Consider the following 25,233-nt stretch of genomic DNA (forward strand, 5'->3'; position numbering starts at 1 on the left):
GAACATCACGATGTGCACCGGGACAGTGTACCCGGGCGCAGGCGGGACCGTGCGCGACACGGAACCGCTCCGCGCCCGGGCCGGCGCGACGGCGATCAGCCGCGCCGGACCCACTCGTCGTTCGGTGTGCGCAGCGCGGCTGCGGTGAGGAAGCAGAGGCCGATCACTTCGAGTGAGCCTCCGGCGACCTCGATCCACTCCGATCCCACGATCAGGCCGGTGACGTGAGCGAGGGGCCAGGCGAGGATGAGCACGCCGGCGATCCGGGGGACGGCGCTGCGGCTCAGCAGCACTGCGATGCCGAGCAGCGCGGTTCCTCCGATGTTGCCGACGACGAAGACCAGGAACAGCGGTATCGACGACCACATCGTCTGCGCCGCATCGAGCGCCGGACCGGCCGCGAGGTGCGCCTGCGCCAGCGCGACCGTGAGGGAGTTGGAGGCGACGACGCCGAAATAGCAGAGATAGCCGGCGAGCATCAGCCCGCCGGCCCAGAGCGAGAGCCGTGGTTTCGTGGTGCGGAGCACTCGCACCGCGGCGAGAAGACCGGGCACCAGGAGGAGCGCGCCGAGCATCGCCGCGACGGACGCGACTTGCATCTCAGTGGCGTACCGGCGGTAGAACTCGAGGGTCTCGGCGCCGCTCCCGGTGTCGCCGAGGCCGCTCATCGTGACGGTGGCATACACGGCGTTGGCGACGAGCTGGCCGCCGATGCCGAGCGGGAGTGCGATCGCCCCCGCTCGACGTCGGAATCCGACCGTGGGGTCGGATCTGGCGGCGGACGCCGTCGCGGTGGGGGTGAGGGCTGTCTCGGTCATGGCTTACTCCTTCGTGCCGGATGCGCCGCGGACTGCGGGCGACGGTCCGACTCTCGCGGCGGCCGGATCGGCGGGCATCGTGGGCAGTACGGGGGCCGCCTGCGTGCTGGTACGGATACCGTCGCCGTGCTCGAACCCCTATCCTGACCTCGTGCGCTGGACGACGGTGAGTGTCGGGGCGGGCTGGCTGATCGTGCCGGTCGGTTCTCTTCTGTGCGTGTCGGCCGAGCCCGGGCGTCTCGCCGAGATCGTCGTCGGGGCGGCGCTCGCCGCGTTCTCGCTGGTGCTCGCGACGATCGTGGCCCGCCGCGCTCCGGGGCATCCGGCCAGCGCGGTCCTGGCCGCCGGCGGGGTCGCGCTCACAGCCACGATCGCCCCGGGAGACGTCTCCTCCGGCCCGTTCGCGGGCGACTGGATGCTGTTGTACCTGCCGTTCGCGTTCCTCTTGCTGCTGGTTCCCGACGGCCGGTTCCTCACGCGGCGCTGGCGGACGGTCGGGCTGGTTCTGGCGGGCGTCGTGGTCGTCTTCATGGCGCTCACCGTCGCGCTCTGGGCGATCGGCGACCGTTCCCCGGTGGCGAGCGCCGTCGTCTCGGTGGCGGCCGTTGCACTGCTGCCGGTCTTCTTCGCGCTGCTCGCCGCCTCCGTCGTCTCCCTCGTGGCGCGGTATCGCGGTGCCGACGAGCGGCAGCGTCTGCAACTGCGCTGGGTGTTCGCGGCGGGCGTCTCGCTCCCGATGACGCTGGTGCTGTGCTGGACCAGCTATCTGCTGATCGGGTCGGTCGATCTGGTGGTGTTCGGTCTGCTCGCGATGTACCTCCTGATCCCGGCCGGCGTGACCGTGGCCATCGTGCGGCCCGGCTGGTTCGACATCGATCGGGCCGCGGTAGCGGCGCTGTCGGCGACGGCCCTGAGCGTGCTGGTGCTCGCGCTGCTCTCGGTCGCCTGCGCCGTCACCGGGCTGACGCTCCTCGCCTGGTCGCCCACCCTGGCCATCGTCGCGACGATCGTGCTGACGCTGCTGGCCGTTCCGCTGTACGGGGTCGCCCAGCGGGCGTTCGGCCGTTGGCTGTATCCGCAGCGCGTGCGCGCCATCGAGGCCTTGCGTCGGCTGCGTCCTCGCGTCGACCGGGGTGAGGCGGAGCCCGAAGCGGTGCAGGCGGTCCTGCGGGCATCCCTGCACGACCGCGACCTGGTCATCGCGTTCCCCCGGCCGGTCGACGGTGCGCTGCTCGACCTGACCGGCGCGGTCGTGGCGGCCACCCCGCTGACCGGGGAGGTGCGTCTTCGCGGCCAGGTGATCGGTGCGATCGTGCCGGGGTCGGCTGCGGTGAGTCGCCCTTCGAGGGCGGTGGCCGACGCTGCCGCCCCGTTCCTCGACGCCGTTCGCCTGCGTGCCGATCTGAAGCACGCCATGGCCGAGGTGGCCGCCTCCCGGGAGCGCATCGTGCGGGCGGGCTATGAGGAGAGGCGGCGGCTCGAACGCGATCTGCACGACGGAGCGCAACAGCGTCTGGTCGCCCTGGGGATGCGGCTGCGAGTGCTCCAGCGCAGCACGCGCGGCGGAACGGAGCTCGTCGAGTCGCTCGACGGCGCCGTCGCCGAACTCGGAACCGCCCTCGCCGAGCTGCGGCAGATCGCACACGGAGTGCGCCCGAGCACGCTGGACGACGGTCTCGCCTCGGCCCTCGCGGGGCTGGCCAGGCTCGCCCCCGCGATGATCGAACTCGACGTGCACGGAGGCGAGGTGCCGGATGCGGTCGGCACGACCGCCTACTTCGTCGTCAGCGAGGCGGTCGTCAACGCGTTGCGGCATGCAGAGGCCTCCCGCATCCGCGTGCAGGTCGGCCGTTGGGGCGAGCTCCTGCGGGTGGCGGTGGCCGACGACGGTGTCGGCGGTGCGGCCATCCGCCCCACCGGTGGCGTGTCTGGGCTCTCCGGACTGGAAGACCGGGTCGCGGCGCTCGGAGGCCGCCTCCGGGTGGTCTCGACGCCGGGTTCCGGCACGGTCGTCGAGGCGGTGCTGCCGTGCGGATCGTGATCGGGGAGGACTCGGCCCTGTTCCGGGAAGGCCTCGCCGCCCTGCTGGCCAGCGCCGGCCACGAGATCGTCGGGCGGGCAGCGACGGCGGCGTCGGCGGTGGCGCAGGTTCGCGCGCACCGTCCGGACATCGTCGTGCTCGACATCCGGATGCCCTCCGACGACGAGGGCGTCGCCGCGGCGCTGGAGATCCGGGAATGGGATCCGCCCACACCGATCCTGCTGCTCTCGCAGCACATCGAGACGCGCCGCACCGTCGAACTCGTCACGGCCGGGGCCATCGGCTATCTGCTGAAAGACCGCGTTCTCGACGTCGACGAGTTCCTCGCCGCCCTCGACCGTGTGGCCGCGGGCGGCACCGCCCTCGACCCGGAGGTGGTCGGCCGTCTGCTGGTCGCCGCACGCGCGACGACGGTGCTCGACGTGCTCACCCCGCGCGAGCACGAGGTTCTCGCTCTCATGGCCGAGGGCTGGTCGAATGCCGCCATCGGTCAGCGGCTGTTCCTCTCCGAGCGCACGGTCGAGACCCACATCAGCAGCATCTTCTCCCGGTTGGGGGTGCACGAGTCTGCCGACGGGCATCGCCGGGTGCGCGCGATCCTGACGTACCTCGAGGTGACGTCGGGTTGGTGACCGGGTGCCGCTATTTGCGGCGCGGTTTGCGAGCGGACCGGTCGTCGCGGGCATTCCAGTCGCCGCGATCGCTGCGGGTTCCTCGGTCATCGCGTTCTCCGCGGTCGTCGCGCCGAGGCGCGCTGCCCCGCTGGTCGGGGCGCAGACCGATGAGCTTGCCGCTGATGCGGGTGCCAGAGAGGCGGTCGAGCACATCCATCGGAAGATCGGCAGGCAATTCGACGAGCGAGAAGTCCGGGAAGATGCGGATGTGGCCGAAATCCTCCCGGCTCAGGCCGCCCTCGTTCGCGAGGGCGCCGACGATCTGACGGGGCTCCACTTTCTGACGTTTGCCGACCTCGAGCCGGTACGACGACATCGGCTGGCCGGCGGGCCGGATGCGGCGCTCGGGCCGGTCGGCACGGTCACTGCGCTCGCCTCGGTCGCCGCGGCCGGAACGGTCGTCACGGTCGAAACGTCCGCCGCGGTCGTCGGCGGTGCGCGCGTCGCGCTCGACCCGCTGCGTCAGCGCATCCTGCGGTGACAGCAGCAGCGGCTCGTCGCCCTGCGCCACGACGGCGAGAGCGGCCGCCACATCGGCCTCGGGCACATCGTGGTGCTCCACGTAGTGGCCGATGATGTCGCGGAAGCGGGAGATGCGGTCCTCCTGGGCGAGCGCCTCGGTGATCGCGTCGTCGAAGCGGGTCAGACGGGTGACATTGACGTCGTCCACCGTCGGCAACTGCATCTGCGTGAGGGGCTGGCGGGTGGCCTTCTCGATGGCGGTGAGCAGGCGCCGCTCACGCGGGGTCACGAAACTGATCGCGGCGCCGCTCCGCCCCGCCCGGCCCGTGCGGCCGATGCGGTGCACATACGACTCCGTGTCGATCGGGATGTCGAAGTTGACCACGTGGCTGATGCGCTCGACGTCGAGGCCGCGAGCAGCCACATCCGTCGCCACCAGGATGTCGAGCTTGCCCGACTTGAGCTGGTCGACGGTCCGCTCGCGCTGGGCCTGGGCGACGTCGCCGTTGATCGCGGCGGCGGAGTATCCGCGGGCTCGCAGCTTCTCGGCGAGCGTCTCGGTCTCGTTCTTCGTGCGCACGAAGATGATCATGCCCTCGAAGTTCTCGACCTCGAGGATGCGGGTGAGCGCATCCACCTTCTGCGGGTACGAGACCATCAGGTAGCGTTGCGTGGTGTTGGCCGAGGTCGTCGTCTTGTTCTTGACGGTGATCTCTTCGGGGTCGTGCAGGTACTTCTTCGAGATCCGTCGGATCTGCGCGGGCATCGTCGCTGAGAACAGCGCGACCTGCTTGTCGTCCGGGGTGTCGGCGAGGATGGTCTCGACATCCTCCGCGAAGCCCATCTTGAGCATCTCATCGGCTTCGTCGAGCACGAGGTACTTCAGTTCGGAGAGGTCGAGGGTGCCTTTGTCGAGGTGGTCCATGATGCGGCCGGGGGTGCCGACCACCACATGGACGCCCCGGCGCAGGGCCGAGAGCTGGATGCCGTAGCCCTGGCCGCCGTACACGGGCAGAACGTGCACCCCGCGCACGTGGGCGGCGTACTTCTCGAACGCCTCGCAGACCTGCAGGGCCAGCTCGCGGGTCGGGGCGAGGACCAGCGCTTGGGGCTTCTTCTGGCTCACGTCGAGGCGGGAGAGGATCGGCAGGGCGAATGCGGCGGTCTTGCCGGTTCCGGTCTGCGCCAGGCCGACGACGTCGCGCCCCTCGAGCAGGAGCGGGATCGTGGCGGCTTGGATGGCCGACGGGGTCTCGTAGCCCACATCTTTGAGGGCTTTGAGCACGGCGGCGTCGAGCCCGAGGTCGGAGAAGGTCTTCGCTTCGCCGGCAGTGTCTGCCTCGCTCGGCGGTGTTTCGGGGGACGTCATGGTGTTAACGGTAGCCCCCTGGCGGCCGGCCGGGGATTCCTGCGGCGCTCGGGACTCGTCGAACTCGTCTGCCGCGCCTGCCGAACTCGTCTGCCGGGCTCGTCGAGCCCGCTCGAACTCCCCAACGGCTCCACTCGAAATCGGCCGAGAACGGTCGAGTATGCGGAGAATCTGCGTACTCGACCGTTTCGGAGAGGCGGGGAAGAGTGGGTCAGGGGGTGAGGATGCTGCCGCGCGGGGGCTCGGTGGAGCCGATCGCGTCGAGGCGGCGGATCGTCTCCGGGTCGAGGTGCACCCGGCCGACGGCAAGGTTCTCGCGCAGATGCTCCGCATCCGCCGTGCCCGGGATCAGCAGCGTGTGCTCGTCGTGCGCCAGCAGCCAGGCCAACCCGACCTGCGCCGGTGTCGCGCCCACTGCTGCCGCGGTGGCGACGACCTCCGGGTGCTCGGCCACCTTGGGCAGTCCGGCGAACGCTGAACCGAGCGGGAAGAAGGGCACCCAGGCGATGCCGGTCTCGCGGCAGAGGTCGAGCACCGGCTCCGCCGACCGGTCGAGCACACTGTAGGCGTTCTGAACGCACACGATCTGCGCCGGCAGCGCGGCCCGTAGCTGGTCGGCATCCACATTGCTCAGCCCGATGTGCCCGATCTTGCCGGCATCGCGGAGGGCGAGGAGCTCGGCGAGCTGGCTGTCCAGGTCGACGGATTGGTCGCCGGAGGCGATGAGCCCGACGCCCGTGTCGCCGCGCCGCAGGTTGACGACGGCGAGGCTGTCGACCCCGAGGGAGGTGAGGTTCGCTTCGACCTCCGCGCGCAGCTGTTCGGGCCGTTGCGCCAAGGCGAGCCGGCCGAGGGATCGGTCATAGGTGGCGCCGACCTTGGTGACGAGCAGGAGCCGGTCGGGGTACGGCGCGAGGGCCCCCTGATCAGGCGATTGCACGTGGCGTCGCCGTAGAAGGCCGCCGTGTCGATGTGGTTCACGCCCTGCTCGAGTGCCGAGCGCAGAAGGGTGGTCCCGGCCTCGCGTCCGGCGGGGGAGCCGGCGGCTCGTTCCAGCTGCATCGCCCCGTAGCCGATCCTGGCCACGGGATGCCCGGCGAGCATCGCGTTTCCGCCCGGTGCTACGCGTGTCGGTTCGTTGTCGTCCGTCATCGTTCGTTCTCCGTTCCGATGCCTGTACAGGTATCCTGGAACCTAAGCGGAGGAACCTCCGGTCACTGATACGCTAGCACAGAAAACGGAGGACCCTCCGGTTGACCGATCTCACAAACGGCCTCCGAGTGGATGCGCAGCGCAACCGCCAGCGCCTCCTCGAGGTCGCTCGTCGGGCTTTCGCCACCGACTCCAAGCCCTCCCTGGAGTCGATCGCGCGCGATGCCGGTGTCGGGATCGGCACGCTCTACCGCAACTTCCCCACCCGCGACGCCCTGGTGGAGGCGATCTACCGCACCGAACTCGACCATCTGAGCGGACAGGCGGCCGAACTGCTCGCCCTGCACGCCCCCGATGTCGCGCTGCGGGCCTGGATGGACAGGTTCGCCGACTATGCCGTCGCTAAGCGGGAGCTGGCGGATGCGCTGCGCTCGATGACGGCGCCCGGCGCCATCACCCACACCACTTCGCGCGATCAGCTCGCGGGCGCCGTGCGGCCGCTGCTCGCGGCGGGAGCCGAGAGCGGGGTGCTGCGCGCAGACGTCGACGGCCTGGACGTAGTCGCGTCGCTGGTCGGTATCTTCCTCGTCGCCGCCGACCCCGCCCAGGCGACCCGGATGCTCGACCTGCTGATGGACGGACTGCGCACTGTGCCCGCCGCGTCGGACGCCCGCTGAGCGTCAGCTTTCGGGGATCGGCTCCTTGGGGAGCTTGCGCACCTTCGCGCGCCGCCGCCGCCGCTCCGGGATCATCGACCGCATCTCTTCGAGCCGGCCGAAACAGAGCAGCCGGTCGCCGGCCTCCAGCTCCACCGCGCCGCGCGGGTTCGGGATGACCGTGGCTCCGCGGTGCAGAGTCAGAACGGTGATGTCGCGGTCGCCGAGGCCGGAGTCCCGCATCTTCTTGCCCACGAGGTCGGCATTGCCGTGCACGACGAGCTCGGCGACGCCGTACCCGGTCGAAACACTGAGCCGCTGCCGCACGTCGATCTCGGGGAACGCCACCTGGTTGTCGATGAAGTCGATGATCGCCCCGGCCACATCCAAACCGGTCGCGGTCTCGATTCCCTCGAGACCGGGGGAGGAGTTGACCTCCATGACCAGCGGACCGTCGTTGCTCTCGAGCATGTCGACGCCGGCGACTCGCAGCCCCATGATCTGCGCCGACCGCACGGCCGCCTGCTCGAAGGCGGGGGTCAGCTCCACCGGCTCGACACTGCCACCGCGGTGCACATTCGACCGGAACTCGTCTCCGCTGGCCACCCGCCGCATCGCCGCGACGACGCGATCGCCCACGACGAGGGCACGGATGTCGCGCCCCTTGCTCTCCCGGATGAAGCTCTGGATGAGCACGTTCTGCTTGGTGGAGTGCAGGGTCTCGATGATCGCCTCGGCGATCTTCGCCTCCGGGGCCAGGATCACCCCGATGCCCTGCGTCCCCTCCAGCAGCTTGATCACGACGGGCGCGCCGCCCACCTTTTCGATCGCCATCCGCACATCCGCGCGGCTGTGAACGAACGCCGTCGCGGGCATCCCGATGTTGTGCCGCGAGAGGATCTGGGTGGCTCGCAGCTTGTCCCGCGAATTCGTGATCCCGTTCGCAGTGTTCGGGGTGTACACGTCCATCTGCTCGAACTGGCGCACGACGGCCGTGCCGAAGTAGGTGATCGAGTTGCCGATGCGGGGGAGCACGGCGTCGTAGTCGGAGAGCAGCTTTCCCCGGTACTGCAGGTCGGGTTCCTCGCCGGAGAGGTCGATCGCGAAGCGCAGTGTGTCGAGAACCTTCACCCGATGCCCACGTTGCTGCGCCGCCGCCCGCAGCCGTTGCGTGGAGTACGCCTGTGGGGCGCGCGACAGAATGGCGAGTTTCATGGGTGGGCCCCTGCAAAGATGGTGGTGTGAACGACGACCACCATTCAAGCACCATCGTGGGCTGGCGCGAATGGGTGAGCCTGCCCGGCGTCGGCATCCCCTGGATCAAAGCCAAACTCGACACCGGAGCCCGCAGTTCTGCGCTCCACGCCTACGACATCGAGGAGCTGCCCGACGATCGCGTGAGCTTTCGCGTGCGGCCGTGGCAGCAGGCCGACGAGGATGTGGTGGTCGAGTGTGCGGTGCACGACCGCCGTCTCGTTCGCAGTTCGTCGGGCCACAGCGAGCAGCGCATCGTCGTGCTCATGGAGGTGCGGCTGTCGGGGAAGACGGTGACGGCCGAGGTCACTCTGAGCAACCGTGACCAGATGGGGTTCCGCATGCTCATCGGTCGTGAGGCGCTGCGTCAGGGGTTCGTCGTCGACCCGGGGTCGTCGTTCCTCAGCGGCCGGGCGCCGCGTGAGGTGCGGCGGAGGAACCGCGGTCGGGTCTAGCGCGAGCGTTGTGGTCGAGGGGCGTCGCTCCGCCTTCAGTCGAGGTGGTCAAGGTATCGCAGGATGATGCCTTCGCGCAGCGCCCACGGGCACACCTCCAGCTGGTCGACCCCGAACGCGCGCATGGCCTCCCGCAGCACGACGCCACGGGCCACGATCTGGAATGTGCGGTCGGGGGTGATCCCGGGGAGCGCGGTGCGCGCCTCCGCCGGAATCTGGGCGAGTCGCGGAACCCAGTCGCTGAGTTCGGACCGCTTGAGCAGGCTGCGCTCGGTGCCGCCCGGTCCGGGAATCGTCGACCCGGCGAGGCGGGCGAGCGAGCGGATGGTCTTGGACGTTCCGATCACATGCTCGTTGCCGGTGCGGTTCGTGAAGGGGCGGACCGCCTCCTCGAGCAGGGTGCGGGCGTGGCTACGCAGCGCATCCACTTGGTCGGAGGTCGGCGGGTCTTCGTGCAGGAAGCCGATCGTGCTGCGGCCGGCGCCGAGCGGCACCGACACTGCTACCTCCGGATACTCGTCCGCCCCGGCGGCGATCTCCAGCGAGCCGCCACCGATGTCGAGCAGCAGGATGCTCCCCGACGACCAGCCCGACCAGCGGCGCACGGCCAGGAAGGTGAGGCGGGCCTCATCCTCGCCCGAGAGCACCTGCAACTCGACGCCGGTCTCGTCGCGGATGCGGTCGAGCACGAGCGCTCCGTTGGTCGCCTCGCGGATCGCGGAGGTGGCGAAGGGCAGGAGCTCGTCGATGCCTTCGGCTTTCGCCACGGTCATCGCCGAGGTGATCGCGGTGAGGATCGCGGTCGTGCCCTCGCCGGTGATCGAGCCGTCCGGGGCGATGTAGCGCATGAGACGCAGCACGGACTTGTGGGTCGCGGTCGGAATGGGGCGGGCGCCGGGGTGCGCATCGACGACGAGGAGGTGGATGGTGTTCGAACCGACGTCGAGAACTCCGAGGCGCATAGGAAAACAGTAGTGCGCGTCGGCCCCAGCGACGCGCTGCGCACCTCAGGGGCAGACGGGACGGGCCGTCACCGTTGCCGGCGACGGCCCGCGTGTGGTCTCACCAGGTCGAGTCGCCGCGCGTGAGGGCGTCGTAGCCGCCGTCGATGAAGATCACCTGTCCGCATAGGCGGCTGTTCTCTTCGCTGCCCAGCCAGGTGAGCAGATCGGCGGCGACCTCGGGGCCGAAGGGGCCGTTGAGGGGCATCGGCACCTGTCGGGTGAGCTGCTCGCGGCCTTCTTCGGTGCGCACGAGGTCGGCGGTCATCGGGGTGAGGACCACGCCCGGGGCGATCGCGTTCAGGGGGATGCCGGAGCCGGCCCAGTCGGCGGTCGGCGCGGTGCGGCGGATCCAGCGTGCCAGGGCGCGTTTGCTCGTCGAGTAGATGAGGAAGCCCGACTCGGGGGTCTCGGCGAGGGCGGCAGCGCGGGTGAGCACGGCCTCCTCGGTGCCGGTCTCGAACAGCTCGAGGAGCTCGTCGTCGTGCGGTTGCAGCGAGGCCATCGAGGCCACGGCCACGGCCCGCGGCGCGGGGGAGTTCAGCAGCAGCGGGCGCAGGCCTTCGAGTGTGGCCAGGGCACCGTAGTAGTTGACGCCGGCGGTGGCGGGGATGGGGGCGCTGAGCCCGGCGATCGCGTAGACCTCGTCGACGGTGCCGCCGGAGAGGCGACCGGCCTCCTCGACGAGCCGCCGGCGACCCTCGGCAGTGGTCAGGTCGACGGTGATGTCGGCGTCGCGCAGGTCGACGCCGATCACGGTGAGTCCGCGCGTGCGCAGCAGTTCGGCGGTCGCTTTGCCGATTCCGCTCGCTGCGCCGGTGACGACGGCTGTTCTGGTCATTTCTTGTCCTCTTTCAGTTCGGGATCGGGATCGGGTTCGGGATCGGGATGAGTCGAGTCGCTCGCGCTTCGAGCGGGCGGCTGGAGGCTCTGGGCGAAGGCGGATGCATCGTCGCGGAAGCGTTCGAGCAGGCTGGTGAACCGGGCGCGTTCGTCGGCCGACCAGTCGCTCAGCAGGTCTGCCATCATGGCGTCGCCGGTGTCGATCAGGGAGGCCACCACGTCTCGTCCGTGCTCCGTGAGTCGCAGGAGCGTCGCGCGGGCGTCATCCGGGTCGGCCGTCTTCTCCACGAGGGTTTCGGCGCCGAGGCGTGCGGCGATCTTGGAGACGGCGGAAGCGCCGACGTGCAGACGCTCCGCCAGGTCGCTCGGGCGTATCGCACCGTCTCGGGCGAGCACGGTGATCGCGACGATGCTGGTCGGGTCGAGGTCGTATCCCACGCGGCGCGCCAGGGAGTTCATGAAGTCGCCGGAACTCCAGAGTGCGAAGACGTCGAGGAGAGCGGCGAGCGGCTCGGACCGGTAGTCCAGCCCGGGTGTCTGCTCATCGTCCTCGGTCATGACACCTCCCAATTACTGTCGTGAAGACAGCATATGACGCCAGGCTGGAAGAGAGATGTGTGTTCGGGAAGGTATGGGCGCTATTCGCAGAGCGAGACACCGGGCGAGGTCAGGATGACCGAGCGATTCTGCTCCGCGAGGGCGTCCGAGTACGAGCCGGACGCATCCGTCTCGCTTTTCCAGCCGCACCAGGAGAAGCCGACGCCTGCCGTCGTCAGCAGGGATGCGGGCACGCTGAGCTGCACGAGCGCTGCCTTCACGGCGTCTGCACGCCGCAGGGAAAGCGCGGTGTCGGCGGTGTTGTCGGTGGCCTGGTCTTTGGACGCGGTGCCCGTGATGGTCACGAGCTGAGCGTTCTGCTCGATCGAGGGGACGAGCTGGGCGAGAACGGCCTGCGCCGCGGTCGGGTCGGCGAAGGTGGCGGTGTCTTTCGTGAACAGGAGGTCGCTGTTCCGGATGACGATCGGGTGGGACCAATCGGTCTTGGTCTGCACGGACTCGACGGGAACGGTGGTGACGGCGGGTAGCCCGGCGGTGGCCGAACCGGAGGCCGGTTCGGGAAGCAGGGAGAGTGTGCCGCCGGCGGCCTTGATGACGGCCGTCCAGATCGCGGCGAGGTTGCTGCGGGCGGGAATGGTCAGCGGCGTCTGGGCGCCGGCGACGTCGCCGAGGCCCGACCAGTAGACGGTGACTCCTGAGAGATCGGCGGGCAGCAGCTTGCGGGTCTGGAGGTCGCTGACGACCTGCGCGGGTTCGGCGTAGAGCAGGCCGCTGGTGGAGAAGTTGAGCGGATCGGTGGTCTGGAGGCCACTGCCCTGCACGAGAACGCCCATCGAGTGGGAGCCGAGGGTGCGGGCTGCCTGGTCGATGGCGTCGAGGAAGTCGACTTCGGGGGAGGACGCCTTGAGAGCATTGATGTATGAGGTGATCTGAGTGAGCTTGTTCCGCTGGTCGCTCTGGCAGACCACCGCATCCTGGGCGGTCGACCCGATCACCGTCGTGCCCATCACCTGCGGTTTGCCCGATGGGACGACGACCGTCACGCTTCCGTTGCTCTCGCCGACGGACTTGAGCTGGGCGATCGCGGAGGCGGCGAGGGCGGTGGTCGGCGCGTTCGCCGTGCTGCCGGCGACGACGCCCAGATTGCGCTTCTGCGATTGGTCGCAGGCTGCGCCGGCAGCGGTGACAGAGGCGCAGGCGGTGAGTCCGGCGGCGAGGGTGAGCACGGTGGCGACGGCCAGGCCGGCGCGAGCGAAGCGGGAGGTCACAGGCTGGTCCTTTCGGGTCGGGCGGCGGTCATTCGGTCAGCCGGCCTGGCGGGATCGCGGGGGTGATCTCGCGGGGGTCGGCGACATGACGGGCTTTCAGCTCCCGGATGATCTGGCTCGTGCTCTCCGGGTCGTGCTCGCGCTGGGCGAGCTTCGTGGCGAGCTGGGCGCGCAGGAGGTCGATGCGGGAGGCGAACGTGATGCGGGTGCCGGTGTAACGGACGGCATCCTCGTGGTCGAGGCGGAGCGCCTGCTGGGTGCCTTCGCGGGCGGCGACGGCTTCGCCGAGGAGTTGGTCGCGGTGCACTCGCAGCCTCTCGACGTGGGCGTGCGCCTTCTCGGTCGCACTGAGCAGCGGACGCGTGGTGAGCCAGGCGACCAGGAAGCTGACGAACCCGGAGGTCGCCAGCACGCCGAGCATCAGGAACGCCATGATCGTATCGGGGGCCGACCAGGAGAATCCGGTCGTCGCAGGTGCGGCCGTCGCGCCGGTGAGCCCGGTCAGGCCGCCGGCGTTCTGGGCGTCGATGCCGGCCTTGATCCGCGCGAGGGTGATCGCCGTGAGCAGCGCGCCCCAGATGACGGTGAGCGCGACGGCCACGATCGACCAGCGCCGCGCCATGACGCCGGCCTGGATGCGTCGCATGAGCACCGCGACGACGTGAGGCAGCGACACGACCGCCAACGAGATCCCCAGGGTGATCACGTACATCTGGAGCCCGATCGAGCCGTACTGGCTGTCATTGCGCAGCAGCAGCGTGAGCGCCTGCGACAGCAGCACGTAGTCGACGGTGATCATCGCGAGCAGCAGCAGATACACGAGGACATGCGCGAACGGCGATAGATGCCCGACCCGCGAACGGATGCGCGGCGGTTTCAGCACGATGTCTCTGGCCATGTCAGTTCCCCTCCCGATCAGGCGTAGGTGCGGAGCTGGGGGTCTTCGCCCAGCAGTTTGGCGTCGAGGCGGTCGGCGGCGAGCTCGGCGCGGCGGATGTCGTCCTCGCTGCGCAGGAGCGCGCGGCGGATGAGTTCTTCCCGGGTCTGCGCCTTCGCGACGCGAGCGGCGGCGATGGCCACATTGCGGGTGCGTTGGCGGTCGATGTCGGCCACGCCCGCCCGCTCGGAGGCGGCCAGTTCGTGCTCGAAGACCTCCAGGGTCTCCACGTCGACGGCGTCGCGCATCCGTCGCAACTGCCGGAGCAGCCGCCGGCGGAGCCCCCGCGTCGCGGGTACGGTGTAGTCGGCCAGTGGCCTGTCACGCTTGGGCATCGGTTCTCCCCTGCCAGAGTTCGAGAAGCTTGGTGTTCTCTTGGGCCGTCAGCCAGTCTGCGCGGCGCAGTGCGGGCGCGCCCCCGCCGGTGCGGTCGGTGGTGCTGGAGCGACGGAAGGCGCCCCAGTAGATGGCGATCTTCTCGTCCGAGTTGTCGTAGTACCGGCTGGCACGCAGCTTGGCGGCGGTGAACCGGGAGTGGATGAGGGCCGAGAGCTCGTCGGCGCGGTGGTGGCCGCGCCTGATCCGGCGCTCGAGCCGGCGGATCTCCTCGAATGCCGGGCCCCTGCCGCCGGCGATGGCTTCCCGGTCGGCGGCGGAGAGCCCGCTGGGGGAGAGGCCGGCGGTCTTGTCTTCATAGGCGTCGACGTCGGCTTCGAGGGCGCGCACGAGCACCCGGTATTCGGTCAGCTCACCGGCAATGTGCGCGAAGAACCGCTGCTCCTCGCGGCGGGCGTAGGCATTGGCGTGGGCTTGGATCGCCTGCACGGTCGGGGTCTCCACCGTTTCGTCATCGAACCGTGACCCGGACGCGCCCCCGGTCGCGCCGACCGCCGCATCCTCGCGGGCCTGCCGCTCGAGGCGCTTGCGGGCCAGCATCCCGACCCGGATCGGGGAGCGCGCGGCGCTGGGCGCACGATGCGACCGAGTCGTCATGAAGGTCCCTTCCGAAAAACACACACGTGTGGCGGAGTAGGGAGCGTACGCACGCGGCCTGGGAGCCGACTAGGGGAATGTCGGACAAACCCCGAGAGCCGGGCCGCCCGATCACACCGGGGCGGTCAGCCTCGCGGGTGCGTCGCGGGCAGGGAACAGGCGGCGATGTCGTGCATCTCCGTCACGGCGGCGAACAGCCAATCGTCGGTGTCGGAGTCGATCCGGGGGTCGAGTGGTGCGTCGAATGCGGAGGTGAGGGCGGAGACGACGAGGGCGGCGCCGAGGCGCGCTCGTTCGGGCGTTGTGCGCCGGGCGGCAAGTTCGGCCAGCTGGTGCCGGATCTCGGTGACGAGCAGGCGCAGTTCGGGCACGATCTCCGGGCGGCGCGCGAGCAGCTCGCGGAACGCCCACCGGTCGGCCTCGTGACGCGTGAGTGAATCGGTGATGCCTTTGAGGAGCCGGCAGAGGTCGCGCACCAGGTTCTGCTCGCCCGTTCCGGCGAGGAACTCTTCGCGCTGAGCGTCCGTGATCTGCACGACGGAGTGCCCGATGATCGCGGCGACCTTCGACGGGAAGTAGTTGAAGAAGGTGCGACTGGAGACGACCGCCTCGGAGCAGATCGCGTCGACCGAGGTGGCAGTGATTCCGTTCTGGGCGACGAGCCGCAGGGCGGCCTGGTGGATTGCGTCGCGTGTCTCCTGCTTCTTGCGCTCGCGCAATCCGGGGGCGGCGGCGGCCGGGGAGGTGGTGAGCGTGTCCGTCGCCATTCTCAACCCTCCCCGGTCGCCGGCCGGATGAAGCGTTCGAGCAGGGCCGCGAACTCCACGACCTCGTGCTCCTCCCACCCGTCGAACGAGTTGCCGAAGCGTTCGCGGTTCGCGGCGCGGATGGCCGCGAACCGCGCTCCGGCTTCGGGGGTGGGGGAGTACAGATCGGCCCGACGATCGTCGGGGTCGGGCTCACTGGTGATGTATCCGGAATCTTTGAGGATGCGCAGCTGCCGGCTCACTGAGCTCTTGTCCATGCCGGTCAGCTCGATGATCACGGCCGGCGCGACCGGGCATTTCGTGTTGACAACGCTCATGATCGCGTACGCGGACGGCTGCAGCTCGGGGTCGAAGGCCGACGCGTTGTCTGCCATCGTCGTGCGCACGGAGCGCATCAGACGGCTGATCGAGTCTTCGACCGATCCGACTGCGTCGCGACGTGCATCCGATTCCACGGATACCAGCGTAAGCCCGCTCATGCTCAGCTCCGATCGGCGGCACCCGCACTGTCGTGGCGGGCCCGCTCCTCCTCCTGCAGGGTTTCGCCGGCGGGGTCGCCAGCGATCTCGGCGGCGCTTGCCACGATGAGGGCCTCGGCCGCCGACTCCTGCTCGGCGATCTGCTCGACCGAGGTCTTCGAGCCCAGCTTCAGATTGGGCAGGAACGAGATGGCGATGATCGAGATGATCGCCAGCGGCACGGCGATCAGGAACACATCTGCGACCGCTTCGCCGTAGGCGGATTCGATCACCGTGCGGATGGGGGCGGGCAGTGTGCTGAGGTTGGGGATCGCGCCGCCCGAGATGCCCGACTTCGAGGGGTCGATGCCGAGTTTGGCCACACCGTCCAGCACCAGCGTTGTGATGCGGGAGCCGAGGACGGCTCCCATCACCGAGACGCCGATGGTGCCGCCGAGGCTGCGGAAGAACGCGACGGACGCGCTCGCTGTGCCGATCTGGCGGGGGTCGACGGCGTTCTGCACGATGAGCACGAGGTTCTGCATCACCATGCCGACGCCGGCGCCCATCACGAACATGTAGACGAAGACGAGCGCGAAGCTGGTGTCGTATCGGATCGTTCCCATGAGGGCGAGTCCGATGGTGAGCAGGATCGAGCCGATCACCATGTAGCGCTTCCACTTGCCGGTGCGGCTGATGACCTGGCCGATCACCACCGATGAGAGCAGCACGCCGGCGATCATCGGGATCGTGAGCAGTCCCGACTCGGTCGGGGTCTTGCCGCGGGCGAGCTGCATGTACTGGCTGAGGAAGACCGAGGTGCCGAACATCGCGACGCCCACCGAGATGCTGGCCACGATCGCCAGCCAGAACGTGCGGTTCTTGAACAGGGTCATCGGGATGATCGGCTCTTTCGCCTTGAGCTCCACCAGCACGGCGAGGGCGAGCAGCAGCACAGCGCCGACGACCATGATGATGCTCGTCGCCGAGCCCCAGTCGAAGTCGTTTCCGGCCAGCGAGACCCAGATGAGCAGCAGCGAGACGCCGCCGGCGATCAGCACGGCGCCGAGGTAGTCGATGGTGACCTTGCGCTTGTGGGTGGGGATGTGGAGCGTCCGCTGCAGCACGATGATCGCGGCGATCGCGAACGGCACGGCGATGTAGAAGTTCCAGCGCCAGCCGACGGAGTCGGTGATCACGCCGCCGAGCAATGGGCCGCCGACGGTCGCGACCGCCATGATCGCGCCGAGCAGGCCCATGTAGCGGCCGCGGTCGCGCGGCGGGATGATGTCGGCCATCACGACCTGCACGAGGGCGGTCAGGCCGCCGGCGCCGAGGCCCTGGAGCACGCGGAAGAAGATCAGCATCTCTGTGGACTGCGAGAGTCCGGCGAGACCGGAGCCGACGACGAAGATGATCAGGGAGAGCTGGATGAGCAGCTTGCGGTTCGTGAGGTCGGCCAGCTTGCCCCAGATGGGCGTGCTCACGGTGGTGGCGAGCAGGGTGGCGGTGATCACCCAGGTGTAGCCGGACTGGCTTCCGCCGAGGTCGGCGATGATCTTCGGCAGTGAGCTCGAGACGACGGTGCTCGCGAGCAGGGCGACGAACATTCCGAGCAGCAGCCCGGAGAGCGGCACGAGGACCTGGCGTTTGGTGGTAGGCGGTGCACTCGGCGCCGTCGTGGTGGTTTCAGTCGTCACAATTCTCCCAATAGTTGATCGCGGTCAACTATAGTCAGGTTAATTGACATTGGTCAACTACTGAGAGAATGCTCAGGGCCAGACGGTGCGGCCGCCCAGAATCGTCTCGGTCACCGGGATGCACGCGACGGCATCCGGCGTCGTCACCGGATCGGCCGCGCGGGGGTCGGCTCCGAGGATCACCAGATCGGCCAGCTTCCCGACTTCGATCGACCCGATCTCATGATCGGAGAACAGTTGGAAGGCGCTGTCGATGGTCTCGGCCCGCAGGGCCGTCTCGACGGTGACGCGCTCCTCGGGCGCGAGGATCCGGCCCGAACGGCTGCGTCGCGAGACCGCGACATCCATGTTGCGCAGCGGCTCTGCCGGGGTGACCGTGCCGTCGTTGTGGAAGGAGATGCGGATGCCGGCCTCGGAGGCTGAGCGGGCCCGCATCCAGGCGGCGCCGTGCTGCGGGCCGAAGAGACCGTCGACGAGCACATCCCCCCAGTAGAAGAGGTGGTCGATCAGCAGGCTCACGGTCACGCCGAGGCGTGCCGCGCGGTCGAACTGCTCGGCGGTCATCGCCCCGACGTGCTCCAGCCGCAGCCGGTGGTCGTCCCGGGGCGACTCGGTCAGGATTCGCTCCCACGCGTCGAGCACCATATCGACCGCCTCGTCACCGTGCACGTGGCACGCCAGCTGCCAGCCGCGGTCGAAATAGGCGCGACTGATCGCCAGCACCTCATCCGGTGTGTAGTTGGCGCGGCCGTGGTGGTGGGAGGGCAGACCGATCGACCGGGTGGCGGGGGTATCCAGGTACTCGAACGAGGTGTCGATGTTCCCCACCCACGGTGAGCCGTCAGCCCACAACTTGATTCCGACCCGGCGGACCAGTTCGTCGCCGTCGCCGGGTCGCGCCGCGCTGATGCGCTCCGGAGTGGACATCTCGTAGAGGCGCAGGCGCGCGGTGAGCGAGCCGGCCTCGCGCGCCGCCTCCAGCAGAGGGTCCAGATGCGGGTCGTAACCGAGCTCGGCCACCGTCGTGATCCCCACGGTGTTCAGCCGACGGGTCGCCGCCCGCATCAGTTCGGCGTACTCCGCGGGACCGACCCGCAGTTTCGGGGCGAACAGCACCGCCACCGCGCCGGCCTCCAGAAGGCTCCCGTCGAGGGCGCCGTCGGCATCCCGCCCGAACGAGGCCCCGACCGGATCGGCGGACTCGCGAGTGATCCCCGCGGCTTCGGCGGCCGCGGTGTTGAAGTAGGCCGAGTGCCCCGAGTTGTGCAGGATCGCAAATGGCTTGTCGGGGGCGAGACCGTTCAGCCAGGCGAGGGTGGGCTCGGGGAGCCCCACCTGCAGCAGCGGATCCCAGCCGTTGAAATACGCGCCCTCGGGGCCGGCCTCATGCACCGCCCGCTCGATCGTGTCGAGAACGTCCGCGGCGCTCGCGACCGTGACCGGGCGGATATCCACGATCCCGGGTCCTTCCAGGATCGCACCGGCCACCGGATGCCCGTGCGCCTCCACGAAACCGGGCAGCAACACGGCCCCGTCCAGCTCGGTCACCACCGTGCCCGGCCCGATGAGGGCGGCCGCCGCATCCCGCTCGCCCACGAACAGGATGCGGTCGCCGCGGGTCGCGACCGCCGACGCGGTCGGCATGCCGTCGTCCATCGTGATCACCGCGCCGAGGAAGACTCGATCGGCGAAGGAGGGCTCGGGCTCGGGTTCGGTCGGCATGAGGCCGATCGTAGCGGTGCGGTGCGGTGCGGTGCGGCGCGGTGCGGCGCCGGTCAGGTGAAAGCCTGCGTTCCCAGCACAGCGAGCAGGGCGAGTTTCTCGGCGCCTTCCGAGCGGGGCGGTGCGGTGAGCACGAGCAGGCACTGCGACTGGTCTTCGGTGAACAGCACCTGGCAGTCCAGCTCGATCGGGCCGAGCTCCGGGTGGATGAGCGTCTTGTGGTCCTCGAACCGTTTGGCGACCTCGTGACGCTCCCACAGTTCGGCGAACTCCGGACTGGCTTTGAGGAGGGCGCGCACCAATTCGCCGGCCCGTGAGTCGGCGCCCAATGTGCTGTACGCCAATCGCAGCGCGGCGACCTGGGCGCGGCCCTGCCGGTCGCGGTCGTCTTCCGGGTAGCGGATGCGCTCGGTCTCGGGATGCACGAACCACCGATAGTACTCGCTGCGCTCCAAGCCGGTGAACCCCGACCGGTCGCCGAGCAGCGCCGCGGAGATCCGGTTCTGCACCAGCGTCTCGCCAAGAGAGGAGAGCACCAGCGCGGGGGAGTCGTCGAGATGGTCGAGCACCCGCTGGAGTGCCGGCGAGACATGGGCCGACCCGCTGAAGCGGCCGGGGACGTTGTGCCCGGCCAGACGGTACAGATAGTCGCGTTCGTCGTCGCTCAGACGCAGGGCCCGCGCGAGCGAGGCGAGCATCTGTTCGCTCGGCTGAGGTCCGCGCTGCTGTTCGAGCCGTGTGTAGTAGTCGGCCGACATCGCGGCGAGCTGGGCCACCTCTTCGCGGCGCAGTCCCGGTGCGCGACGCCGGGCGCCCTGCGGGAGCCCCACATCCGAGGGCTGCAGGGTCTCGCGGCGGGTGCGGAGGAAGTCGGAGAGCGCGGAACGGTCCATGTCCTCATCATGCGCTGCCGAGCCGCCCGCATCCAGGGATTGCGGATCCCCCGATGAACGCTCCTCTCCCGCGCCGCACCGCGCAGACGGACAGTAGGAACATGAACATCTCAGGGAACACCATCTTCATCCCCGGTGCGACGAGCGGAATCGGCCTGGCGCTCGCCCTCGCCCTGCGCGACAAGGGGAACACCGTCATCGTCGGAGGGCGTCGGGCCGAGCTTCTGGAACGGATCGCGGCCGAGCATCCCGGCATCGACACCGTGCGCATCGACACGACCGATGCGGAGAGCATCGCGGCCGCGTCGGCCGAGGTGATCGCCGCGCACCCCGAACTGAATGTGCTCGTCGCGATGGCCGGCATCATGAGGGTCGAAGATTGGCATACCGCGGCTGGTTTCGTGCAGTCGGCCGAATCCGTGATCACCACGAATGTTCTCGGGCCGATCCGTCTGATCGGGGCTTTCATCGAGCAGTTGCAGACACGACCGGATTCGACGATCGTCACGGTCTCCTCCGGTCTCGCGTTCACCCCGCTGCGGGCGACGCCGAGCTACAACGCGGCGAAGGCGGCGATCCACATGCTCAGCGAGAGCATCCGGTTGCAGCTGGCCGACACCAGCGTCCGGATCGTCGAGCTGGTGCCGCCCGCCGTTCGGACCTCCCTGCTCCCCGGACAGGAGAACAGTGAGGCGGCCGTTCCCCTGGATGAGTTCATCGCCGAGGTGGTGTCGCTGTTCGACACGCAGCCGGACGCGAAGGAGATCCTCGTGGAGCGTGTGAAGTTCCTGCGGTTCGGTGAGGCTCGCGGTGACTACGACGAGGTCGTCGCGGCTCTCAACCGGTCGGATCCGCACGGCCGCGACGGGATCAGATCGGCTGTGGTCTGAGGCCGTCGCCGATGACCGCGGCGACAGCGGCGGCCGAGGACCCCCTCCTCGCCGCCGCTGCCGTCGCCGCGGAGAGGAGCGCGAGGAGGTCCTCCAGGCCGAGGTCGGCGCGGATCGTCCCCTCCGCCTGCGCGCGGGTGAGCACTTCGCCGAACCGCTGCCGGAACCGTGTCGACGCCTCGGAGATCTCCTCTGCGGTGGCGTATCCGGCCGCTTCGAGCGCGACGACGAGGTCGTGTTTGCGGCGGGAACCGGCGATGGCCTCCGCCACGAACCGGAGGACGGCGGCGCCGGCGTCCCCGTCATCGACAGTGCCGGTTGCGAGTGCGTCGAGCTGTTGGGCGACGAGCGCGGCGAGCAGCGCGGACTTCGTGGGGAAGTTGCGGTAGAAAGTGCCTGTGCCGATGCCGGCGAGGGCCGCGACCTCGTCGACCGAGAACGCGGCGCCTTTCTGCTCGAAACAGTCGGCGGCGACGTGCAGGAGCCGCTCGCGATTCCTGACAGCGTCGGCGCGGGTCGCCGGTGGGGTGCTCGACAAACGGAACCTACCTTCCGTATTCTGATCGGAACGTCTGTTCCGTTTCCAACCCTAGGAGATTCCGATGTCCGAAGCCACCGAGACAGCACAGCGGTTCCTCGAGCGGACCGTCGCCGATCTGCGCACACTCGCCGACGTCTACGCTGAGCGGGCCGTGATCGAGATGCCGTTCGCTGCGCCCCTGTTCCCCGAGCGGAGAGAAGTGACCCGCGAGGAGCTGCGGGCCGGCTTCTCGCGCACGGGAGGCGCTCGATACACCCGCGTGAGCGGTGTCCGGATACACGAGACCGCCGACCCCGCCACCGCCGTCATCGAGTACCGGCTCCACGGCGTCACCGCACACGATGGGCGGGAATTCGCACTCGACTACGTGATGGTGATCACCACGGAGAACGGTCTGATCGTGCACTCGCGCGACTACTCGAGCGTCGTGCAGGCCGCTCAGGCACTGGGGATGACCGAGCGGCTCGTGGCGGCCATGACCGGCGCCGACTGAATGCCTTACGGGCGGCGAGGCGTCAGGCTGCGAAGACCACTCGCAGCCCGAGCCAGCCGGCCAGGTCGTCGATCTCCGCGCGCACCGCGCCCATCATCGAGCCGTCGAACGGAACGTCTTCGTGGAGGGCGTTCACCGTCAGTGTTCCGGCCATGCGGTCCGCGATCGCATCGAGCTTGCCGACGAGGCGGTCGTCATGCAGGATCGGCAGCGCAAACGAGCCCCAGCGGCGCTTTCCGGCGGGTTTGTACATCTCGAGCAGGTACTCGAAGTCGAAGACCTCGAGCGTTCGGATGCGGTCGTGGATGAGTCGGTCGAACGGGGAGAGCAGGGCCGTTCGCCCGGCGAAGGGGCGATCGAGCGCATCCGGATCGACCCGCCACTCGCGGCTGCTTCCGTCGAGCTGTGCCGGCTCACCGGCCTCGCCGACCATCACGGCCCGGGCGATGCCGAGCGAGCGCAGGCGCCGCTGATCGCGGAGACGTTTCGCCTCCTCCAATGGGAGCGGCTCCACACCGGCGGGATAGACGCGTTCGGCGAGATCGAAGGTGCGCTGGCGACCGATCCGGCCGGCAGTGGCCACCTCGCCACGAGCCACCAGGAACTCGAGCATCCGGGTGACGTTCTGGTTGTGGGTCCAGCCGCTCGACACCCACGGTATCGTGCTGGTGTCCGGGATATGGCGGGAGAGCAGCGGGCCCGCATCCCGAAGCCGGGCGAGCACATCGTTTCGGAACGTCTCGTTGGCCGCCAGCCAGACCCGGGCATCGCGGAACCGCACACCCTGGGCCATCTCGGCGAGGTGGAGCGGCAGATCCGAGATGGGTCGCACCATCGCGATCGCCGGACTGGTCGCCTCGTCTTGCGCCTTGTGCTCCCAGAGGGTTCGATCCTGTTCGATCGCCTTCTGCAGTTCTGCCGGCCGATGCGACGAGCCCAGCCGCGACCAGGCGATCAGATCGGCGCTCGGCGCGATGGTGGCCGTCGGGTCGAGCTGGAGGAAAGTGAGCTGCTGCACGAGCGGCAGCAGCCCGACCGGTCGCGCGGCATCGAGCCGCTGCGCCCGGATCGCGATGCGCCTGGCCTCGGTCTTGTCGAGCCGCAGCGGTGTCATGCTTCAACGCTATTCAGCGGTGTGGGCGGACGCAATGTCGGCTCGGGGAGAGACAGCCGTGGGCCGTTGGCGGGGCGGGCATCGGCGCGTAGTGTCGGGCCATGTCGAACTCCGTCGTGCATTTCGAGATCATCGGCCCGCACCCCGGGGCTCTGCGCAGGTTCTATGCCGACCTCTTCGGCTGGGATGCGCCGCCCGGCGCCCCGGTTGCGCCCGAGGTCTCCGAGGTGACGAGCTACTCGTTCATCGAGGCGCCATCGGAGGCGGAGAGCGGCAACCAGGGCGGGATTCCGGGCGGAATCGGCGGGGGAGACGGCTACGCGGCGCGAGTGGGGTTCTACGTCGGCGTCGCGGATGTCGAAGCGGCACTGGCCGATGCGGAACGTCTCGGTGGCCTGCGCGTGCTCGGACCGGCGGTGAATGCGGCGGGCGGCGTCGTCGTCGGGCACTTCCGCGACCCGGCCGGCAATCTGATCGGCGTCGCGGGGCCGATGTGACGCAGACCGCACGCGGTGCTGCTCCCCGCGCGGGTCAGGCGACCGCGGGGTTGCGGCGGGTCAGCGGGAGAAGCGCGGCCGCGAGCACGGCGACAGCGGACACCGCCAGCGCAACGGTGAAACCGCCGGTGACGATCGTCACAGCGATCGTCCCGAACACCGCCACGCCGAGCCCGTTCCCCAGGGAGAACCCGACCTCCTGAACGGCACCGACCTGCCCGGCCTGGTCGGGCGTCGTCGCGTCGAAGAGGGCGGTGGCGGCGAGCGTCCCGATCACGCCGAAACCGGCGCCGATCATCGCGAGCGGAACCACCATCACGGCCGGGTCGAACGCGAGCCAGGCCAGCCCGGCGGCCTGGAGGATCAGCGCGGACATCATCACCCCACCGCTGCTGAACCAGCGCAGCGCCGCCGGAGCGGCAACACCGCCGACCGCGATCGTGATCGCCTGCGGAAGCAGGATCAGGCCGGCGACCACTGGGCTCTCGCCCCGCACCTCTTGCAGGTGCACGCTCGTGAGATAGACGGTGGCCGCGCTCGCGCCGGTGCTCACCAGGATTCGGGCGTACGCGTCGGTGAACCCGGAGATGGTGAACAGGCGCACATCGATGAGCGGATCGGCCAGGTGCAGCTGCCGACGCACGAACACGACGAGCGCGGCCACACCGACGGCCGCCGCCACGGCTGCGGGAATCGGCGTCGCGATGAGGTGTTGAAGGGCGAAGACGATGCCCGCGAGCGCGACCACCGAGGTCAGTATGCTCGCCGCATCCCAGTGCGGTTGCGTCGGCGTTCGCGACTCCGGCACCAGCCAGAGCGCCAGACCGATCGCGATCACTGCGAGGGGAACGCAGCCGAGCAGGATCCAGCGCCAGCCGGGCCCCTCCGCGAGGAGACCGCCGACCACCGGTCCGAACGCGCTGCCCGCGCCGAATGTGGCCGTCCACAAGCCATAGGCGAGCACCCGTTCGCGGGCCTGGTAGTGCGATCCGATGGTGGCCACGACACTCGCCACGACCATCGCCTCGGCCAGGCCGAGCAGGGCACGGATGACGATGAGCAGCAGGCCGTCGGAGACGAACCCGCCCGCGAGGTTGAGCAGGGCGAAGCCGATCAGGCCGAGCACCATGATGCGCCGCCGGCCGAAGGCGTCGCCGGCGCGGGCGGCGACCACGAGCGTCGCCGCGAGGGCGAGCGGGTAGACGTCGATGATCCAGATGCCTTCGGCCTCGCTGAGCCCGAGATCGATGCGCATCGCCGGGAGGGCTGTCGTCGCCGCGGAGATCGTGAGGCTGCCGATGAGGATGCCGAGCAGCATCGGGATCATCGCCAGCCAGGCGCGCGGGGCACTGCGGGCGTGTGGTGGCGGAGCGGGCACGGTCACAGCGCGCTCACGGGAGGGACGGGAAACGCATCTGTCGGATTCTCCGAGTCGTCGAACGGTGGTTCCTGGAGGGCCCGGAGGACCTGCAGCTAGTCTTCCACGGCCGACCCTCCGCTGTCTGCCGTCCGACGGCCCAGTTCTGCCGGACTCAGGTGCTCGAGCTCGTCGAGGAGGGCGGTTCCGGCGGCGTCGCGGGCGATCGTCGTGCCACCACGGGCGCGCGGCTGCAGTGGAGGAATCACCCGCGCATCCGGGAATAGCCGCACGACACCGTTGTTGAACTTGAGTGAACA

General features: G+C 69.5%; 27 protein-coding genes and 1 pseudogene. 7 read left to right on the forward strand and 21 right to left on the reverse strand.

Annotated features, from left to right (window positions below):
- Positions 1 to 95: 95 nt before the first annotated feature.
- Complete coding sequence (locus K5L49_RS18075) at positions 96 to 818, reverse strand: hypothetical protein (protein ID WP_223694929.1); 723 nt, start codon at positions 816 to 818, stop codon at positions 96 to 98.
- Here K5L49_RS18075 and K5L49_RS18080 point away from each other — a divergent pair.
- Positions 817 to 2,859, forward strand: a complete 2,043-nt coding sequence (locus K5L49_RS18080) for a sensor histidine kinase (protein WP_223694930.1) — start codon at positions 817 to 819, stop codon at positions 2,857 to 2,859. The two genes, K5L49_RS18075 and K5L49_RS18080, sit on opposite strands and share 2 nt — an antisense overlap.
- Positions 2,847 to 3,491 (forward strand): response regulator, encoded by a 645-nt coding sequence (locus tag K5L49_RS18085; RefSeq protein WP_223694931.1) that lies wholly within the window; start codon positions 2,847 to 2,849, stop codon positions 3,489 to 3,491. Before K5L49_RS18080 ends, K5L49_RS18085 begins: the two co-directional genes overlap by 13 nt.
- Before the next feature lie 10 nt (positions 3,492 to 3,501).
- Here the strand turns inward: K5L49_RS18085 and K5L49_RS18090 are convergent, their stop codons facing one another.
- The 3 genes and pseudogenes from K5L49_RS18090 to K5L49_RS20580 all read right to left on the reverse strand — a co-directional run.
- Entirely contained in the window at positions 3,502 to 5,364 is a 1,863-nt protein-coding gene (locus K5L49_RS18090; RefSeq protein ID WP_223694932.1) for a DEAD/DEAH box helicase, read from the reverse strand.
- A 211-nt stretch (positions 5,365 to 5,575) separates the two neighbouring features.
- Positions 5,576 to 6,304, reverse strand: coding sequence for an aldo/keto reductase (locus K5L49_RS18095; protein WP_308116562.1), 729 nt, complete (start codon positions 6,302 to 6,304; stop codon positions 5,576 to 5,578).
- Between the two features lie 53 nt (positions 6,305 to 6,357).
- Positions 6,358 to 6,516, reverse strand: a pseudogene (locus tag K5L49_RS20580) (hypothetical protein); the annotation flags it as partial.
- Between the two features lie 101 nt (positions 6,517 to 6,617).
- Between K5L49_RS20580 and K5L49_RS18100 the strand changes: the two are divergent.
- On the forward strand, positions 6,618 to 7,193 hold the full coding sequence (locus K5L49_RS18100; RefSeq protein ID WP_223694933.1) for a TetR/AcrR family transcriptional regulator: 576 nt from the start codon (positions 6,618 to 6,620) through the stop codon (positions 7,191 to 7,193).
- 3 nt (positions 7,194 to 7,196) lie between these two features.
- Here K5L49_RS18100 and rimK read toward each other — a convergent pair whose 3' ends face one another.
- Positions 7,197 to 8,387, reverse strand: a complete 1,191-nt coding sequence (rimK, locus tag K5L49_RS18105; protein WP_223694934.1) for a 30S ribosomal protein S6--L-glutamate ligase — start codon at positions 8,385 to 8,387, stop codon at positions 7,197 to 7,199.
- A 26-nt stretch (positions 8,388 to 8,413) separates the two neighbouring features.
- On the opposite strand from rimK, the gene K5L49_RS18110 reads away from it, so the two are divergent.
- Entirely contained in the window at positions 8,414 to 8,881 is a 468-nt protein-coding gene (locus tag K5L49_RS18110) for an ATP-dependent zinc protease family protein (RefSeq protein WP_223694935.1), read from the forward strand.
- A 35-nt stretch (positions 8,882 to 8,916) separates the two neighbouring features.
- Here the strand turns inward: K5L49_RS18110 and K5L49_RS18115 are convergent, their stop codons facing one another.
- The 12 genes from K5L49_RS18115 to K5L49_RS18170 form a co-directional block, all read right to left on the reverse strand.
- Positions 8,917 to 9,843 carry a Ppx/GppA phosphatase family protein gene (locus K5L49_RS18115; protein WP_223694936.1) on the reverse strand — a complete coding sequence of 309 codons (927 nt, stop codon included), beginning with the start codon at positions 9,841 to 9,843 and terminating at the stop codon, positions 8,917 to 8,919.
- A gap of 100 nt (positions 9,844 to 9,943) precedes the next feature.
- Positions 9,944 to 10,723, reverse strand: a complete 780-nt coding sequence (locus tag K5L49_RS18120) for an SDR family oxidoreductase (RefSeq protein WP_223694937.1) — start codon at positions 10,721 to 10,723, stop codon at positions 9,944 to 9,946.
- Positions 10,720 to 11,283 carry a MarR family winged helix-turn-helix transcriptional regulator gene (locus K5L49_RS18125; protein WP_223694938.1) on the reverse strand — a complete coding sequence of 188 codons (564 nt, stop codon included), beginning with the start codon at positions 11,281 to 11,283 and terminating at the stop codon, positions 10,720 to 10,722. Before K5L49_RS18125 ends, K5L49_RS18120 begins: the two co-directional genes overlap by 4 nt.
- Before the next feature lie 80 nt (positions 11,284 to 11,363).
- The gene (locus tag K5L49_RS18130; RefSeq protein ID WP_223694939.1) at positions 11,364 to 12,551 is read right to left on the reverse strand and encodes an OmpA family protein; all 1,188 of its coding nucleotides are present in this window, start codon (positions 12,549 to 12,551) and stop codon (positions 11,364 to 11,366) included.
- Positions 12,552 to 12,579: 28 nt separating this feature from the next.
- Positions 12,580 to 13,449, reverse strand: a complete 870-nt coding sequence (locus K5L49_RS18135) for a hypothetical protein (protein ID WP_223694940.1) — start codon at positions 13,447 to 13,449, stop codon at positions 12,580 to 12,582.
- A gap of 17 nt (positions 13,450 to 13,466) precedes the next feature.
- Positions 13,467 to 13,823 (reverse strand): hypothetical protein, encoded by a 357-nt coding sequence (locus K5L49_RS18140; protein WP_223694941.1) that lies wholly within the window; start codon positions 13,821 to 13,823, stop codon positions 13,467 to 13,469.
- Positions 13,810 to 14,481 (reverse strand): hypothetical protein, encoded by a 672-nt coding sequence (locus K5L49_RS18145; protein WP_223694942.1) that lies wholly within the window; start codon positions 14,479 to 14,481, stop codon positions 13,810 to 13,812. Before K5L49_RS18145 ends, K5L49_RS18140 begins: the two co-directional genes overlap by 14 nt.
- Positions 14,482 to 14,606: 125 nt before the next feature.
- The gene (locus K5L49_RS18150) at positions 14,607 to 15,248 is read right to left on the reverse strand and encodes a TetR/AcrR family transcriptional regulator (RefSeq protein WP_223694943.1); all 642 of its coding nucleotides are present in this window, start codon (positions 15,246 to 15,248) and stop codon (positions 14,607 to 14,609) included.
- A gap of 2 nt (positions 15,249 to 15,250) precedes the next feature.
- The gene (locus K5L49_RS18155; RefSeq protein WP_223694944.1) at positions 15,251 to 15,727 is read right to left on the reverse strand and encodes a MarR family winged helix-turn-helix transcriptional regulator; all 477 of its coding nucleotides are present in this window, start codon (positions 15,725 to 15,727) and stop codon (positions 15,251 to 15,253) included.
- 2 nt (positions 15,728 to 15,729) lie between these two features.
- Complete coding sequence (locus tag K5L49_RS18160) at positions 15,730 to 17,406, reverse strand: MDR family MFS transporter (protein ID WP_223694945.1); 1,677 nt, start codon at positions 17,404 to 17,406, stop codon at positions 15,730 to 15,732.
- A 72-nt stretch (positions 17,407 to 17,478) separates the two neighbouring features.
- Positions 17,479 to 19,128, reverse strand: a complete 1,650-nt coding sequence (locus K5L49_RS18165) for an amidohydrolase (RefSeq protein ID WP_223694946.1) — start codon at positions 19,126 to 19,128, stop codon at positions 17,479 to 17,481.
- Positions 19,129 to 19,181: 53 nt separating this feature from the next.
- On the reverse strand, positions 19,182 to 20,021 hold the full coding sequence (locus tag K5L49_RS18170; protein ID WP_223694947.1) for a helix-turn-helix transcriptional regulator: 840 nt from the start codon (positions 20,019 to 20,021) through the stop codon (positions 19,182 to 19,184).
- A 101-nt stretch (positions 20,022 to 20,122) separates the two neighbouring features.
- On the opposite strand from K5L49_RS18170, the gene K5L49_RS18175 reads away from it, so the two are divergent.
- Positions 20,123 to 20,911 carry an SDR family oxidoreductase gene (locus K5L49_RS18175; RefSeq protein WP_223694948.1) on the forward strand — a complete coding sequence of 263 codons (789 nt, stop codon included), beginning with the start codon at positions 20,123 to 20,125 and terminating at the stop codon, positions 20,909 to 20,911.
- On the opposite strand, the gene K5L49_RS18180 is transcribed toward K5L49_RS18175, so the two are convergent.
- The gene (locus K5L49_RS18180) at positions 20,892 to 21,449 is read right to left on the reverse strand and encodes a TetR/AcrR family transcriptional regulator (RefSeq protein WP_223694949.1); all 558 of its coding nucleotides are present in this window, start codon (positions 21,447 to 21,449) and stop codon (positions 20,892 to 20,894) included. The genes K5L49_RS18175 and K5L49_RS18180 overlap by 20 nt on opposite strands.
- Before the next feature lie 64 nt (positions 21,450 to 21,513).
- Between K5L49_RS18180 and K5L49_RS18185 the strand changes: the two genes are divergently transcribed.
- On the forward strand, positions 21,514 to 21,945 hold the full coding sequence (locus K5L49_RS18185; protein WP_223694950.1) for a nuclear transport factor 2 family protein: 432 nt from the start codon (positions 21,514 to 21,516) through the stop codon (positions 21,943 to 21,945).
- Between the two features lie 22 nt (positions 21,946 to 21,967).
- Here the strand turns inward: K5L49_RS18185 and K5L49_RS18190 are convergent, their stop codons facing one another.
- A complete protein-coding gene (locus K5L49_RS18190; RefSeq protein WP_223694951.1) occupies positions 21,968 to 23,059 on the reverse strand; it encodes a DNA glycosylase AlkZ-like family protein in 1,092 nt (363 codons plus the stop codon).
- Positions 23,060 to 23,160: 101 nt separating this feature from the next.
- On the opposite strand from K5L49_RS18190, the gene K5L49_RS18195 reads away from it, so the two are divergent.
- Entirely contained in the window at positions 23,161 to 23,556 is a 396-nt protein-coding gene (locus K5L49_RS18195; protein ID WP_223694952.1) for a VOC family protein, read from the forward strand.
- Positions 23,557 to 23,590: 34 nt separating this feature from the next.
- On the opposite strand, the gene K5L49_RS18200 is transcribed toward K5L49_RS18195, so the two are convergent.
- Together K5L49_RS18200 and K5L49_RS18205 are read right to left on the reverse strand one after the other, a co-directional pair.
- Positions 23,591 to 24,940 carry an MFS transporter gene (locus tag K5L49_RS18200; RefSeq protein ID WP_223694953.1) on the reverse strand — a complete coding sequence of 450 codons (1,350 nt, stop codon included), beginning with the start codon at positions 24,938 to 24,940 and terminating at the stop codon, positions 23,591 to 23,593.
- A gap of 89 nt (positions 24,941 to 25,029) precedes the next feature.
- Entirely contained in the window at positions 25,030 to 25,206 is a 177-nt protein-coding gene (locus tag K5L49_RS18205) for a hypothetical protein (protein WP_223694954.1), read from the reverse strand.
- Between the last annotated feature and the right edge of the window lie 27 nt (positions 25,207 to 25,233).

Source organism: Leifsonia poae (assembly GCF_020009625.1).
Lineage (GTDB): Bacteria > Actinomycetota > Actinomycetes > Actinomycetales > Microbacteriaceae > Leifsonia > Leifsonia poae_A.

Excerpts from the sequence above, each read along its gene's own strand:
- K5L49_RS18080 (WP_223694930.1), top strand. The coding sequence starts at position 817 with ATGGCTTACTCCTTCGTGCCGGATGCGCCGCGGACTGCGGGCGACGGT.
- K5L49_RS18075 (WP_223694929.1), bottom strand. The coding sequence starts at position 818 with ATGACCGAGACAGCCCTCACCCCCACCGCGACGGCGTCCGCCGCCAGA.
- K5L49_RS18090 (WP_223694932.1), bottom strand. The coding sequence starts at position 5,364 with ATGACGTCCCCCGAAACACCGCCGAGCGAGGCAGACACTGCCGGCGAA.
- rimK (WP_223694934.1), bottom strand. The coding sequence starts at position 8,387 with ATGAAACTCGCCATTCTGTCGCGCGCCCCACAGGCGTACTCCACGCAA.
- K5L49_RS18115 (WP_223694936.1), bottom strand. The coding sequence starts at position 9,843 with ATGCGCCTCGGAGTTCTCGACGTCGGTTCGAACACCATCCACCTCCTC.
- K5L49_RS18120 (WP_223694937.1), bottom strand. The coding sequence starts at position 10,723 with ATGACCAGAACAGCCGTCGTCACCGGCGCAGCGAGCGGAATCGGCAAA.
- K5L49_RS18125 (WP_223694938.1), bottom strand. The coding sequence starts at position 11,283 with ATGACCGAGGACGATGAGCAGACACCCGGGCTGGACTACCGGTCCGAG.
- K5L49_RS18135 (WP_223694940.1), bottom strand. The coding sequence starts at position 13,449 with ATGGCCAGAGACATCGTGCTGAAACCGCCGCGCATCCGTTCGCGGGTC.
- K5L49_RS18140 (WP_223694941.1), bottom strand. The coding sequence starts at position 13,823 with ATGCCCAAGCGTGACAGGCCACTGGCCGACTACACCGTACCCGCGACG.
- K5L49_RS18145 (WP_223694942.1), bottom strand. The coding sequence starts at position 14,481 with ATGACGACTCGGTCGCATCGTGCGCCCAGCGCCGCGCGCTCCCCGATC.
- K5L49_RS18150 (WP_223694943.1), bottom strand. The coding sequence starts at position 15,248 with ATGGCGACGGACACGCTCACCACCTCCCCGGCCGCCGCCGCCCCCGGA.
- K5L49_RS18155 (WP_223694944.1), bottom strand. The coding sequence starts at position 15,727 with ATGAGCGGGCTTACGCTGGTATCCGTGGAATCGGATGCACGTCGCGAC.
- K5L49_RS18165 (WP_223694946.1), bottom strand. The coding sequence starts at position 19,128 with ATGCCGACCGAACCCGAGCCCGAGCCCTCCTTCGCCGATCGAGTCTTC.
- K5L49_RS18170 (WP_223694947.1), bottom strand. The coding sequence starts at position 20,021 with ATGGACCGTTCCGCGCTCTCCGACTTCCTCCGCACCCGCCGCGAGACC.
- K5L49_RS18175 (WP_223694948.1), top strand. The coding sequence starts at position 20,123 with ATGAACATCTCAGGGAACACCATCTTCATCCCCGGTGCGACGAGCGGA.
- K5L49_RS18185 (WP_223694950.1), top strand. The coding sequence starts at position 21,514 with ATGTCCGAAGCCACCGAGACAGCACAGCGGTTCCTCGAGCGGACCGTC.
- K5L49_RS18190 (WP_223694951.1), bottom strand. The coding sequence starts at position 23,059 with ATGACACCGCTGCGGCTCGACAAGACCGAGGCCAGGCGCATCGCGATC.
- K5L49_RS18195 (WP_223694952.1), top strand. The coding sequence starts at position 23,161 with ATGTCGAACTCCGTCGTGCATTTCGAGATCATCGGCCCGCACCCCGGG.